Here is a 12,601-nt window from a genome sequence, read left to right as displayed (position 1 = left end):
TTCCGTTCACAACTCAGCATGAACGCATGTGAGCCCCGTGATTCCGCTACTTGACCGCCGCTCCGCGGCGATTCCTGCTGAATTGTGAACGACGTGCGTCTACGAACCTCGGTCCGAGTGCAGCGATGACCTGCTCGAGAGCCTGCCTCACAGACGCCTGGTCACCGAAAATGTCTTTCGCAAGGGGCCGGACGGTCACGAAGCCGAGTCGGGCCGCGGCGATATCGCGCTCGCGATCCTGCATCTGCTTCTCCCACCCCTCGTGGAACTCCTTGCTGTCGCACTCGATGATCAACCAGCCGTCCACCACGAAGTCGACGTACCCGACGCCTTCGAGGTACACCTGGGTCTCATAGGCGACGCCCATCGTCCGGAGCAGCAACCGCATGAATGTCTCTGAGCCCGAGCCCGCCGACGGGTCGACCAGTGCGAGCAGCGGGCGGAATCGGGCGGGTAGAGCAGCGAACATCGTGACCAGATCTTCGCGGGTCAGGAGTCCGTGATGAAGCACACTGTCCAAGGTGGCAAGCGCCTCGCGCGGAGCCTGGCAGAGCACGGAGTGCGCGACGGCATCGATCAACGGAGCCGCATGAAGGCTCTCGCGAACGCTGGTCAGCGCCTTCCAATGGAGCACGACCTTTCCGTCCCTCGCCACACGTAGACGAGACGAACCGGGAGTCACGAGCACATGGAGCTCTCGGCAACGGAACACGAAGACACCGAGAAGGACGAGGAGAGACAAGCATGAGACCCGCCCGCCGATGCGGACAGCCTCGACGATGTCCCGGTGCGTCGACGGCAGCGCATATCGATCGCGGCGCACGTGCTGGAGTTCTCCTCGGGCCACTGACTCGGCGATGAGACGCCCCGTGAGCCCTCGGTGCACCAGATCCGATCGACTGAAGACCGTGCGCGAATACGTGTCTTTCGCGCGCTGAACGACCGTCTTCTGCTTATTCCCCATCGCAGAAGTGTGCAGACAAGAGACGGTGTCGATGTGCGTCGTTCAAGCAACAGTGGATGACTTGCACGGAACAGGGTTCCGTGTAGGAGAAGAAGCAATGACCGGTGTCGTTCACTACTCAGCATGGATCTCGTAACAAGCAGCCCTGAAGCCCCTTCGGCCCCACCGGCACAGGCTCATGCTGAATTGTGAACCGCAAGCGGCCCCGCACCGGCGTAAGACGTGCGTGGCGTCCGTCTCAGCGCAGCTGCGGGCGTGCGATCAGCCGGCGGCCGGCGGGGTCTGCTTCGACTCGGCGAGCTCGTCCACGACCAGGCTGCGCTCGTCGGTGGTGCCGTTGCGATATGCCTGCCGCCCGACGATGTGCGCGGACAGCGGCGCGGTGGCGAACTGCATGAGCACGACCGGGGCGACGAGCGCGAGCCCGAACAGGATTCCCCCTACCGTGCGCTGAGACAGGGCGATCGCGAGGCAGATGAGGATGAGGCCGAGCACCTGCGGTTTGGTCGCGGCGTGCAGCCGCGACGGCACGTCGCGGAATCGCAGCAGCCCGACCGCCGCCGACAGGCAGAGGATCGCGCCGAGCAGGATCAGCACGAGCACCGCGACGTCGATGACCACGTCGGGAATGGCGAGACCGAACACGTTCATGGTGTCGTGTTGTCCCTTCTGGCCACGAACCGGGCGACCGAGATCGAGCCGAAGACGCCGACCGCGGCGATGATCAGCATCACCGGGATGTTGCGGGTGTGGCCGTTGATGGCCATCTCGGCGCCGAGCACGCACATGACCTCGGTGAGCAGCACGTCGGAGGCCACCGCCCGGTCGAGGATCGAGGGCCCCCGCACGATGCGGATGATCGTCAGGATGGCGGCGACGCCGAAGACGACCATGATCGCGAGCATCAGCACATTCATCGGGCACCTCCGCCGGCGCGCGCCGCACGTTCGTCGGCCTTGAGGGCACGGTACTGCGCCGGGGCTCCGAGCGCACGCACGACCCGTCGCTCCCAGCGCAGCACGCCTTCGCGCTGCTTCTCGACATCGGCCATGCTGCGCACCCCGATCACGTGCAGATACAGCACCTGCCGGTCGCGATCGGCCTCGACGACGAGCGACCCGGGAACCAGCGACGACACCACGGACACGTGCGTCATCATCAGGTCGTCGGCGTAGCGCAGAGGAACGGCGATGATCGCGGCGCCGGGCTGATGCCGAAAGTCGAACACCTGCAGGGTGACCGCGACAGCGCCGCGGAGCACGGCGAAGAGGAACTGCACGATGAGCAACGCGGCGAACCAGATGTTGATGCGTCCGGAGAGCTCGACGGTGGGCAGCCGGAAGACACGGGTGACGAACACCGCGATGACCAGGCCCGAGACGAACGCCAGCACCGTGAACTGCCCCCACAGCAGCATCCAGAGCACGACGAGCCATGCCAGGAACGGCAGCTGCACGCGGATGTCCCGCCAGAAGTGGCGGCCGGTCTCGGTGGGGCTCATCCTTCCACCTCGTCTTCCAGCTGCACGAGGGTGACGGGGTCGAGCAGCGCCGCACCGATGCGGTCGCACAGGGCATACAACGGGCCCGCGAACACGGTGAGCGCGATCGTCACCCCGACCATCCCGGCGGTCGCGATGGTCATGATCCGGGGGATGCGGCGGCGCTCCTGCTGCTCATCCGCGGCCGGGGCGTTGCCGAGGTACGAGATGCGCCCCTCGGTCTCGGTCGAGTCGTCCTCCTCGCGCCAGAACGCGAGGTTCCATGCTCGCATCAGCGCGTAGAGCGTGAGCAGCGAGGTGACGATGCCGCCGAAGATCAGCACGAGCATCAGCGGCGTTCCCACGGATGCTGCCGCTTCGAACAGCGCGAACTTGCCGATGAAGCCGGAGAAGGGCGGCAGTCCGCCGAGGTTGATCGCGGGGATGAAGTAGAGCACCGCGATCACGGGCGCGACCTTGAGCAGTCCCTTCACGCGCAGGATGGACGTGCTTCCCGCCCTGCGCTCGATGAGACCGACCGCGAGGAACAGCGTCGTCTGCACGATGATGTGGTGGACGATGTAGTAGACCGTCGCGCCGATCGCCGCGGGGGTCGCTATCGCGAGGCCGAAGATCATGTAGCCGACGTGGCTCACCAGCGTGAACGACAGGATTCGTTTGAGCTCGGCCTGTGCGACAGCGCCGAGCACGCCCACGATCATGGTCGCCAACGCGATGATCAGCAGCACCGTGTCGATGCTGTTCTCGGCGAACAGCTGCGTCTCGGTGCGGATCAGCGCGTAGACGCCGACCTTGGTCAGCAATCCCGCGAACACCGCAGTGACGGGCGCCGGTGCCGTCGGGTACGAGTCGGGCAGCCAGAACGACACCGGGAAGATCGCGGCCTTGATGCCGAAGGCGATCACCAGCATGAGGTGCAGCACGAGCTGCGTCTCCTGCGGGAGCTCGGTCATGCGCTCGGCGATCTGGGCCATGTTCACGGTGCCGAGGGCACCGTAGATCATCGCGATCGAAGCGAGGAACAGGATCGACGAGACCAACGAGACGACGATGTAGACGGCACCCGTGCGGATGCGGGACTCGGTGCTCCCGAGCGTTATCAGCACGTACGACGCCACGAGCAGGATCTCGAATCCGACGTACAGGTTGAAGAGGTCACCCGCGATGAAGGCGTTGAAGATGCCGGCCGCGAGGATCAGGTACGACGGGTTGAAGATCGAGATCGGCGTCTCGTCGGTGCCGTCCGCGGCACCCTGACCGATCGAGAAGAGCAGGACCGCGAGCAGCACGATGCTCGAGATGAGCACGAGGAGCGCCGCGAGCCTGTCGACGTAGAGCACGATGCCGAACGGCACCGGCCACCCGCCGACCGAGACCGCGAGCGGCTCGCCCGCATCGACGACGACCAGCAGCACGGCCGCGATGACCGAGACGATCGCGAGCGTGGCCACCGTGACGAGGGCCTGGAGGCGCGGATTGCGGCCGAAGATCAGGGTCACGGCGGCGCCGAGCAGCGGCAGGGCGACGAGCAGGGGGACGAGGGCGCTCATCGGCGGTCCTCCCCATCGTCGGTGTGCTCGGGTGCGCTGTCATCGGATGCCGTGTCAGCCGCCGTATCTCGAGCGGCGTCCGCCGCATCGGTCTCGTGGGCGTCCGACGCGTGCGTGTCGGCATCCGTCCGGAAAGCCGACGAGTGCGTCGAGTCGTCGGGGTCGTCGTCGGGCGGTGCCGACTCCCCGTCGAGGACGGCCGCGCCTGGACCGGCATCCACATCGGGATCCTGGTCGGACGCCGCGGACACAGCTCGAGGCGGGGTGGGCCGGTCGGTCGGAGCGTCGTCGTTGATCGCGGCGTGGTCGCGCATGTGCAGCACGGTGATCGGCGACGTCTGCACGCCGACGAAGTCCGTGGTCGCCTCGTCGTCCGCCGCGTCGGCCTCGTCGTCCATGAGGTCTTCGTCGGCATCGGTGCGCTCACGGAGAGCGATGTCGGCCTCGTCGTCCTCGACGGTGTCGGCCTGGCCCAGCTGCCACGAGCGGTAGATGAGGGCGAGGAGGAACGCCGAGACGGCGAAGGTGATGACGATGGCGGTCAGGGTGAGCGCCTGGGGCAGCGGGTCGCTGAGCTCGCCCTCGGTTCCGAAGAAGGGCGCGTTGCCGGGCACTCCCATGACGATGAGGAGCAGCAGGTTCGTCGCGTTGCCGAGCAGCAGGAAGCCGATCAGCACGCGGGTGAGACTGCGCTCGAGCATCGCGTAGACGCCGCAGGCGAAGAGCACGGCCATGATCACGATCAGGGTGAGGGAGACATCCATCAGAGGGTCACCCCTCGCTCGCGGAACTCCTGCGCCTGACGGTCGACCTCGGCACCGAGGCTGCGCAGCACGTCGAGCACGAGGCCGATCACGACCAGGTACACACCGACATCGAAGATGGTCGAGGTGACGAACTCCATGTGGCCGATGCCGGGGATCTCCCACTCCCAGAAGTTGCTGGTGAGCGGCGCCAAGCCGAAGAACAGCGGCACGACCGCCGTGCCGACGGCGAGGATCAGACCGGCACCGAGCAGTCGCCCGGCATCCGTGGGTGCGGCAGCGCCCAGCTCCCAGCGTCCGCCGGCGACGTAGCGCATGACGAGCGCCATGCCCGCGACGAGGCCTCCGGCGAAGCCTCCGCCTGGCAGGTTGTGGCCGGAGAAGAGCAGGAAGATCGACACGACGATGATCGTGTGGAAGAGGATGCGGACGATGACCTCGAGCAGGATCGACCTGTTCTCGGGCTTCATCTTCGGGCCGCCGACGAGCCAGGCGCGGGGGCTGCTCTCGTTCTCGTCGGTCTGGAAGCGCACGCCCTCGGTCGTCTCGACGAGCGGGCGGCTGAGCGTGCGACGGCGGCGCGCCTTGGGCAGCGTCTTCGTCGCGGAGAGCATGTCGGCGCGGTGCGTGACGAACACGAGAGACGCGACACCCGTGGCGGCGAGCACGAGCACCGAGAGCTCGCCCATCGTGTCCCAGCCGCGCAGGTCGACCAGGGCGACGTTCACGACGTTCTTGCCGTGACCGATCTCGTACGCGAGCTTCGGGAACGCGGCGGAGATCGGATCCGCGACGCGGGACTGGGTCGCCACGATCGCGACCAGCGCCATGGTGAGCCCGACCCCGACACCCAGCAGCGCGCGGGGAATGCGCCCGACAGAGGCGTTGTGCTCGCCCATCCGCGCGGGCAGGCGACGCAGCACCAGTGCGAAGGTGACCATCGTCACGGTCTCGACGAGGATCTGCGTGAGCGCGAGGTCGGGGGCGCCGCTGGTCGCGAACAGCACGACCATCCCGAGGCCGGTGATCGACACGAGGACGACGCCCGTGTATCTCTTCTGCGCGCGCACGGCCATGACGCCCGCGGCGGCCATCATCGGCGCGACCACGAGCTGCGTGGGCGTGTGCCAGGCCGAGAGCTGGAAGCGATCGATGTCGCTGGCGACGAGCGCCGTGATCTCGGCGGCGACGAACACCACGAAGATGGTGCCGACGTAGACCGGCAGAGAGCCGCGCTGGGTGAGCGTCGTGCTCAGCACCGAGAGTCGGTCGATACCGCGCATGACCAGGTAGTAGACGTCTGCGGCAGTGAAGCGAATCAGTCGCGCCTTGCGGTCCCATCCGGTGCGCAGCGTGAGGAGGAAGACCGCGGCGCCGAGCAGGATCGACAGGATCGAGATGCCGAGCGCCGGCTCGAGACCGTGCCAGAGCGCGAGGTGCCCGGGTCCTTCCGCGGCGACCCCCTCGGCATCGAGGCCCGGGGTGGCTGTGAGCGCGTATCCCTGGAGCGCGACGTCGAGAGCCGGTGCTCCGATGCCTGCGGCGAGCGTGAGCCCGGCGAGGATGATCGGCGCCGAGAGGAATCCGACGGGCGGGTCGGGCCAGGCGGTGTCGGGAAGGCGATCGCCCGCCGCATCGCGCTTGGTCCAGAAGGCACCCCAGAGGAAGCGGATGCCATATGCCGCCGTGAGCATGGATCCCAGGCTGACGCCGATGATCGCGACGAGCCCCCAGGGCGAACCGTGCAGTGCGTCGTCCAGGAGCGCCGTGAGGGTCGACTCCTTCGCCACGAATCCGAGGGTCGGTGCGATGCCCGCCATCGATGCGATGGAGATGAATGCCGCTGTCGCCATGACGGGAGCCTGACGCCCGACGCCACTCAGCTCGGTGATGTCTCGCGTCGACAGCTGACGGTCGATCACGCCGACGATCAGGAACAGCGCCGACTTGAACAGCGCGTGCGCGATCACGAGTGCGAGACCGGCCAGCGCGCTCGCCTGGGTGCCGTAGCCGATCACGACCGAGAAGAAGCCCAGCTGGCTGACGGTGCCGAACGCGAGGATGCGCTTGAGGTCGGTCTCGCGCAGCGCCTGGATGCCGCCGATCAGCATCGTCAGGATGCCCAGCGAGATGATGATCGGCCGCCACGGACCGGTGAAGGCGAAGATCGGGGCGAAGCGCGCGATCAGGTAGATACCCGCCTTGACCATCGCCGCGGCGTGCAGGTACGCGCTCACGGGAGTGGGCGCCGCCATCGCACCGGGCAGCCAGAAGTGGAAGGGGAAGATCGCGGACTTGCTGATCGCGCCGACGAGGAGCATCACGACGGCGGCGTCGACGATGGCGCCTGTGGGTGCGATCTCGAGGATCTCGCGGATGCTCGAGGTACCCGCGTCGACCACGAGCAGCACGACTCCGACGAACATCACGAGCCCGCCGAGAGTGGTGACCAGGAGCGCCTGCAGTGCTGCTCGTCGGCTGGCGGCGCGGCGTCGGTAGTGCCCGATGAGGAGGTACGAGAGGATGCTCGTCACCTCCCAGAACATCACGAGCATGACGAGGTCGTCGGTCAGGACGAGGCCGTACATCGCACCCGCGAATCCGAGCAGGACACCCGCGAACTGGCCGATGCCGGCGGAGTCGTCATGGAAGTACCAGCGGCAGTACAGCAGCACGAGAGCACCGACGCCGGTGACGATGAGCGTCAGCACCCAGCCGAGCACGTCCATGTTCATGGACAGATTCAGTCCGAGCTGCGGGATCCACGCGACCGAGACGAAGGGCGTCGGTCCGTCGAGCACCTGAGGGGTGAGGACGAGGGCGTGGATGAATGCCGCGGCGGGAATGAGAGCCGCGATGGCGAATGCCTGGGATCCCAGCCAGCGCACCAGAACGGGCATCAGGATCGACCCGAGGAGGAACACGGCGAGGAGCGTCAGCATATACGCGGCTCCTCAAAGCTCGTCGGCCGGGGGCGGCGCAGGCGGGCGGGCGGGTGTCGATATCGAGTTTACCTTGATATTCCGCGCTTCAGGGTCGATCATGTCGGCGCCCGACCATGCAAATGGTCGGTTTCCCCCGGATTTTCGGGCAATTTGCGCGATCTCGCACGCAGAATCAGCTCATTCGGATGCGTTCTCAGCCTGCCGAGCGAGCGCCGGACCGAGACGGTCGTACGAGTTCGCGATGTGCATCCTCATCGCCGCGGCGGCGGCTTCGGGGTCGCGTCGGCGCAGCGCGTCGAGGATGCTCTCGTGCTCGCTCACGGTGTCGTCTTCGAAGTCGTGGCGGAAGTTCAGCCGGTAGAGGTGCATGTGCGCACGCAGCCGCACGATGGCCTCCGACAGCAGCGGACTCTGCGCACTCTCCGCGATCAGGTGATGGAAGTGCAGATCCTCGTCGATGAACCGCCGGTAGTTGCGGAAGCGCTCGTCCTCATCGGGTGCCGACGCTGTACGCATCGTCACCACGGACTCCGCCAGCTCGGTCTCGGTCTCGTGGTCGAGATGCGCCGATGCACGCCGCGCCGCCTCCGGCTCCAGCAGCTCGCGCATGTCGTACAGATCGCGCAGGCCCGCCGCGTCGAGCAGAGGAGCTGCGACATACCCCTTCAGCGCCCGCTTCGCGACGAGCCCTTCGGACTCGAGCCGCGTCAGCGCCTCGCGCACGGGCGTCGGAGACACGTCGAGGTCGCGGGCGACCGCGTCGATGTTGACCTTGGCTCCCGGTTCGATGACCTGGTCCATGAGCAGGCCGAGCACCGCGTCGTACACGTCGTCGACGAGCGCGCGCCGCGCCGGAAGCGGCCTCGGTCCGCGTGCCTCGTCGTCGCCGAACATGAGTCTCATCGTAGGGGGTGCCCTTCGTCGGCGATCAGACCGCGATCACGCAGATCGTCCCAGACCGCCGCGGCGACCGGGCGTGCGACGAGACGGCTGTTGCGCGCGACCTGCTCCGCGCTGGCACCGCCCATCACCACCGCACCCACGGCGGGATGCGTCAGCGGATACTGTGCGGCCAGCTCGGGAAGTGTGGTGCCATGATGCCGGGCGACCCGGGCGATCGCCTGAGCCCGGGCGAGCACCGCGCGGCCCGCGGGGCCGTAGTCGAACGTGGCATCGCGAGCGGGAGCATCCGTCGCGAGGATTCCCGAGTTGAAGACGGCGGCGGCCAGCACCGTCACCTCGCGCTCCCGGGCGATCGGGAGCAGGTCATCGGCGGCTGACTGGTCGAGCAGCGTCCAGCGCCCGGCGACCATCATGACGTCGGCATCCGTCTCCTGCACGAATCGCGTGAGCATGCCGCTCTGGTTCATGCCGGCACCGAACGAGCGGATGACGCCCTGGTCCCGCAGCTCGCTCAGGGCGGGGAAGGCACCCTCGAGCGCCTCGCGCTCGTGCTCATCGGGATCGTGCACCAGAGCGATGTCGATGCGGTCGAGTCCGAGGCGCTCGAGCGACTGCTCGACCGAGCGCAGCACGCCGTCGCGGGAGTAGTCGCGCACGCGCCGATGATCCGCCGGCACGTCGAACAGGTTGTCGAGGTCCGAGCGGCCCGCGGCATCCTGCGGAACCAGCAGGCGTCCGACCTTGGTCGAGACGATGTACTCCTCACGCGGGAGCTCGCGCAGGCTCTCGCCGAGGCGTCGCTCGGCGAGGCCGAGACCGTAGTGCGGCGCGACATCGAAGTACCGCACGCCGCCCTCCCACGCGGCCGGCACGATCCGCGGCCACTCCCGGTCGTCCAGCGCCCGGTACAGATTGCCGAGCGCGGCAGCCCCATAGGCGACGGGCGGGGCGAGAAGCCCTCCGCGTCCGATCGCGACGGGCTTCGCTGCGGTGGAGACAGGCGCACTCATGACACGATCAGCCGGCCCAGGGCGTCATCGTTCCAGGGGATGCCGAGGCCCGCCTGCGTCGGCGCCCACCCGCGACCGTTCTCGATGCGGATCTCGCCCGTCGTGACCGCTCGCAGCTGCGGGATGTGCTCGAGGTACAGCGCGTTGGGGATCGCGCAGACGAGGGAGACGTGGAGCTCCATGAGGAAGTGCGGCGCGACGGGGGCGTTGAAGGACTCGGCCAGATGCGCGATCTTGAGCCACGGAGTGATCCCGCCGACCCGGGCGACGTCGGCCTGCACGATCGACGCGCCGCCACGCTGCAGGTGCTCGCGGAAGTGACCGAGCGAGTACATGCTCTCGCCGACCGCGATCGGCACCGACGTCGAGCGCGCCAGAAGACGATGCCCCTCGACGTCCTCCGCAGGCAGGGGCTCTTCGAACCAGAAGACGTCGACCTGCTCGAACAGCCGGGCTCGACGCACGGCTTCGGCGACCGTGAACGACTGGTTCGCGTCGACCATGATGTCCATGCCGGGTCCGACCGCGTCGCGCACGGCACGCAGTCGCTCGAGGTCCTGGTGCCCTCGCGGCATGCCGACCTTGATCTTCACGCCGCCCATGCCGCGCTCTTTGGCGGCGACCGCATGGGCGACGAGCTCGTCGGTGCGGAAGTGCAGCCATCCGCCCTCCGTGTCGTACACGGGCACGGAGGGCGACGCGCCTCCGGCGGCGACCCAGAGCGGGAGTCCGGCGCGACGGGTCTTCGCATCCCAGACCGCGGTGTCGACCGCGGCGAGCGCGAGCGCCGTGATCGGCCCGACCGTGGTGGCGCGAGTGATGCCGAAGAGTGCGAGCCACAGCGCTTCGGGACGCTCGGCCTCGAGCCCGATCAGAGCGGGCAGCAGCGTCTCGCGCAGCATGCTGAGCACCGCCCCGCCGCCGGTGCCGATCGTGTAGCTGTAGCCGATGCCCTCGGTGCCGTCGGCGGTGCGCAGCCGCACGAAGATGGTCTCCTGCTTGACGAACGTCTGCAGGGCATCCGTGCGCTCGGTCTCGACGGGCAGGTCGCACAGCTGCGCCTCCGCGTGCACGATGCGGCTGCCGGCCGTCGCGTCCGCGACGGCCTCCCGCAAGGGCTTCGTGGTGTGGTGTGTCGTGGTCATCAGCGTCCTCCGAGTCCGCCCAGGGTGACCCCCTTGATGAGCTGCCGTTGCAGCAGCAGCACGAGGATCAACGAGGGGATGACGGCCAGTGTCGATGCGGCCATGAGCAGCGACCACTGCGTGCCGAACTGACCGGTGAACATGCCGAGCCCGAGGGGCACGGTGGCCATGTCCTGCGTGTTGATGATGATCAGCGGCCACAGGTACGAGTTCCAGTAGCCGATGAACGAGAACACCGCGAGCACGCTGAGGGGGGCGACCAGCTGCGGCAGCAGCACCGACCACAGGGTGCGCAGTCGCGAGGCGCCGTCGATCAGTGCCGCCTCCTCGTACTCCATCGGGATGGTGAGGAAGAACTGCCGCATCAGGAAGGTGCCGAACGCGGTGAAGGCGAACGGGATGATGAGGGCCGCGTAGCTGTCGTTCCATCCCCAGCTGTTGATCATGATGAAGAGCGGGACGACGAGCACCTCCTGGGGCAGCACGAGAGTGAGCACGAACAGCAGGAAGAGCTTGTCGCGGTACTTGAACCGCAGTCGAGAGAAGGCGTATGCCGAGAGCACGGCGACGACCACCGAGAGGGCGGCGCCGAGGATCGCGACGAACAGGCCGTTGAGGATGAAGCGTCCGAACGGCACGACGGTCCACGCCTCGACGAAGTTCGCCCAGCGGATCTCCGATCCGAAGATCTGCGGGGTGGCGGTGAAGACCTCGTTCTCGGGCTTGAGCGCCGTGAGGAACATCCAGATGAAGGGGAACGCGAAGATCAGCGCGACCACGGCGATGGCCGCGGTGTTGAGCCACTCCTTGAGCGACTCACGGCGCTGACGCGCACGACGGGGCAGGCTCACGACGTCACTCATAGTTCACCCACCTGCGCTGGCCGACGAACTGCAGGGCCGTGATGAGCATCACGACGAGGAAGAGGATCCACGCGAGAGCGGATGCATAGCCGAGCCGATCGAAGACGAATCCGTTGCGGTACAGGTACAGCACGAAGGTGTTGGTGCTCTCTCCCGGCCCTCCCTGCGTGAGGAAGAGCGGCTGCACGAACACCTGGAACGCGCCGATCATCGTCATCGTGGAGCAGAAGAACAGCGACGGCGAGAGCAGCGGGAGGATGATGAAGCGCAGTCGCTGCCACGCCGAGGTGCCGTCGATGCGAGAGGCCTCGAGCAGTTCCTTCGGGATGGCGCTGAGTCCGGCCGACAGGACGATCACGTTGTAGCCGAACGACTGCCATACCGACATCGCGATGACCGAGGGCAGCGCCCACGCCGAGTCCGACAGCCAGTTCGGTCCGTCGACGCCGACGGTCGCGAGCATCGAGTTGACGAGACCGTCCTGCGAGAGCAGGAGTCGCCACACCAGCGCGTTGGCCACCATGGGCGTGATCACGGGGAGGAAGAAGATGACCCGCCACGCCCCGGCCGCCTTCATGCGCGTGCTGAGCCACAGCGAGATGGTGAGGGCGACGACCAGATTCAGCGCCGTGTACACGATCGCGAAGATCAGGGTGTTGCCGAGCACCGTGTAGAACGTCGGGTCGCGGAACAGCTTGACGTAGTTCTCGAAGCCGATGAAGTCGGGGCTGCCGAACAGCTTCCAGTCGAACAGGCTGATGAAGGCCGACCCGAACAGCGGAGTGAGGATGAAGAGGACGAACCCGATCATCCCGGGTGCGAGGAAGGCCACCGCCACCCAGGCTTGGCCGCGCCGTCGCGGGGGGCGGGGAACCCGCGGGGCGGGAGCGCCGAAGGGCACTCCCGCCGCGCCGGGCACGGGAGAGGAGGCCGTGGCCTCTCTCCGCTCGCTCATG

The 12,601-nt window shown here is 67.5% G+C and carries 11 protein-coding genes and 1 pseudogene; all 12 read right to left on the bottom strand.

Going from position 1 to position 12,601, the window contains the following annotated elements:
• Nucleotides 1-46 precede the first annotated feature (46 nt).
• Entirely contained in the window at nt 47-964 is a 918-nt protein-coding gene (locus tag BMW26_RS00415) for a hypothetical protein (protein ID WP_083569243.1), read from the bottom strand.
• A 261-nt stretch (nt 965-1,225) separates the two neighbouring features.
• Nucleotides 1,226-1,615, bottom strand: a complete 390-nt coding sequence (mnhG, locus tag BMW26_RS00410; protein WP_053098314.1) for a monovalent cation/H(+) antiporter subunit G — start codon at nt 1,613-1,615, stop codon at nt 1,226-1,228.
• Nucleotides 1,612-1,881, bottom strand: a complete 270-nt coding sequence (locus BMW26_RS00405) for a monovalent cation/H+ antiporter complex subunit F (RefSeq protein ID WP_053098313.1) — start codon at nt 1,879-1,881, stop codon at nt 1,612-1,614. Before BMW26_RS00405 ends, mnhG begins: the two co-directional genes overlap by 4 nt.
• The gene (locus tag BMW26_RS00400; protein WP_053098312.1) at nt 1,878-2,465 is read right to left on the bottom strand and encodes a Na+/H+ antiporter subunit E; all 588 of its coding nucleotides are present in this window, start codon (nt 2,463-2,465) and stop codon (nt 1,878-1,880) included. The genes BMW26_RS00405 and BMW26_RS00400 overlap by 4 nt, the downstream gene beginning before the upstream one ends.
• The gene (locus BMW26_RS00395) at nt 2,462-4,015 is read right to left on the bottom strand and encodes a Na+/H+ antiporter subunit D (RefSeq protein ID WP_072590436.1); all 1,554 of its coding nucleotides are present in this window, start codon (nt 4,013-4,015) and stop codon (nt 2,462-2,464) included. Before BMW26_RS00395 ends, BMW26_RS00400 begins: the two co-directional genes overlap by 4 nt.
• Nucleotides 4,016-4,278: 263 nt before the next feature.
• Nucleotides 4,279-4,779: pseudogene (locus tag BMW26_RS00390) on the bottom strand (Na(+)/H(+) antiporter subunit C); the annotation flags it as partial.
• Complete coding sequence (locus BMW26_RS00385; protein WP_072590435.1) at nt 4,779-7,721, bottom strand: Na+/H+ antiporter subunit A; 2,943 nt, start codon at nt 7,719-7,721, stop codon at nt 4,779-4,781. The gene BMW26_RS00385 and the pseudogene BMW26_RS00390, both read right to left, overlap by 1 nt.
• Nucleotides 7,722-7,901: 180 nt before the next feature.
• A complete protein-coding gene (locus BMW26_RS00380; protein ID WP_053098309.1) occupies nt 7,902-8,618 on the bottom strand; it encodes a GntR family transcriptional regulator in 717 nt (238 codons plus the stop codon).
• Between the two features lie 5 nt (nt 8,619-8,623).
• Nucleotides 8,624-9,637, bottom strand: a complete 1,014-nt coding sequence (locus tag BMW26_RS00375; RefSeq protein ID WP_072590434.1) for an aldo/keto reductase — start codon at nt 9,635-9,637, stop codon at nt 8,624-8,626.
• Nucleotides 9,634-10,782: a mandelate racemase/muconate lactonizing enzyme family protein gene (locus tag BMW26_RS00370; RefSeq protein ID WP_082297937.1), complete on the bottom strand. Its 1,149-nt coding sequence runs from the start codon at nt 10,780-10,782 to the stop codon at nt 9,634-9,636. The genes BMW26_RS00375 and BMW26_RS00370 overlap by 4 nt, the downstream gene beginning before the upstream one ends.
• Nucleotides 10,782-11,645, bottom strand: a complete 864-nt coding sequence (locus tag BMW26_RS00365; protein WP_056275831.1) for a carbohydrate ABC transporter permease — start codon at nt 11,643-11,645, stop codon at nt 10,782-10,784. Before BMW26_RS00365 ends, BMW26_RS00370 begins: the two co-directional genes overlap by 1 nt.
• A complete protein-coding gene (locus tag BMW26_RS00360; RefSeq protein WP_232224506.1) occupies nt 11,638-12,600 on the bottom strand; it encodes a carbohydrate ABC transporter permease in 963 nt (320 codons plus the stop codon). Before BMW26_RS00360 ends, BMW26_RS00365 begins: the two co-directional genes overlap by 8 nt.
• Between the last annotated feature and the right edge of the window lies 1 nt (nt 12,601).

This window comes from Microbacterium sp. 1.5R, from assembly GCF_001889265.1.
In the GTDB taxonomy this organism is placed as follows: domain Bacteria; phylum Actinomycetota; class Actinomycetes; order Actinomycetales; family Microbacteriaceae; genus Microbacterium.
This window is presented reverse-complemented; position numbering and strand designations above follow the sequence as displayed.

Excerpts from the sequence above, each read along its gene's own strand:
- BMW26_RS00405 (WP_053098313.1), bottom strand. The coding sequence starts at position 1,881 with ATGAATGTGCTGATGCTCGCGATCATGGTCGTCTTCGGCGTCGCCGCC.
- BMW26_RS00365 (WP_056275831.1), bottom strand. The coding sequence starts at position 11,645 with ATGAGTGACGTCGTGAGCCTGCCCCGTCGTGCGCGTCAGCGCCGTGAG.
- BMW26_RS00415 (WP_083569243.1), bottom strand. The coding sequence starts at position 964 with ATGGGGAATAAGCAGAAGACGGTCGTTCAGCGCGCGAAAGACACGTAT.
- BMW26_RS00380 (WP_053098309.1), bottom strand. The coding sequence starts at position 8,618 with ATGTTCGGCGACGACGAGGCACGCGGACCGAGGCCGCTTCCGGCGCGG.
- BMW26_RS00385 (WP_072590435.1), bottom strand. The coding sequence starts at position 7,721 with ATGCTGACGCTCCTCGCCGTGTTCCTCCTCGGGTCGATCCTGATGCCC.
- BMW26_RS00400 (WP_053098312.1), bottom strand. The coding sequence starts at position 2,465 with ATGAGCCCCACCGAGACCGGCCGCCACTTCTGGCGGGACATCCGCGTG.
- BMW26_RS00395 (WP_072590436.1), bottom strand. The coding sequence starts at position 4,015 with ATGAGCGCCCTCGTCCCCCTGCTCGTCGCCCTGCCGCTGCTCGGCGCC.
- BMW26_RS00370 (WP_082297937.1), bottom strand. The coding sequence starts at position 10,782 with ATGACCACGACACACCACACCACGAAGCCCTTGCGGGAGGCCGTCGCG.
- BMW26_RS00375 (WP_072590434.1), bottom strand. The coding sequence starts at position 9,637 with ATGAGTGCGCCTGTCTCCACCGCAGCGAAGCCCGTCGCGATCGGACGC.
- BMW26_RS00360 (WP_232224506.1), bottom strand. The coding sequence starts at position 12,600 with ATGAGCGAGCGGAGAGAGGCCACGGCCTCCTCTCCCGTGCCCGGCGCG.
- mnhG (WP_053098314.1), bottom strand. The coding sequence starts at position 1,615 with ATGAACGTGTTCGGTCTCGCCATTCCCGACGTGGTCATCGACGTCGCG.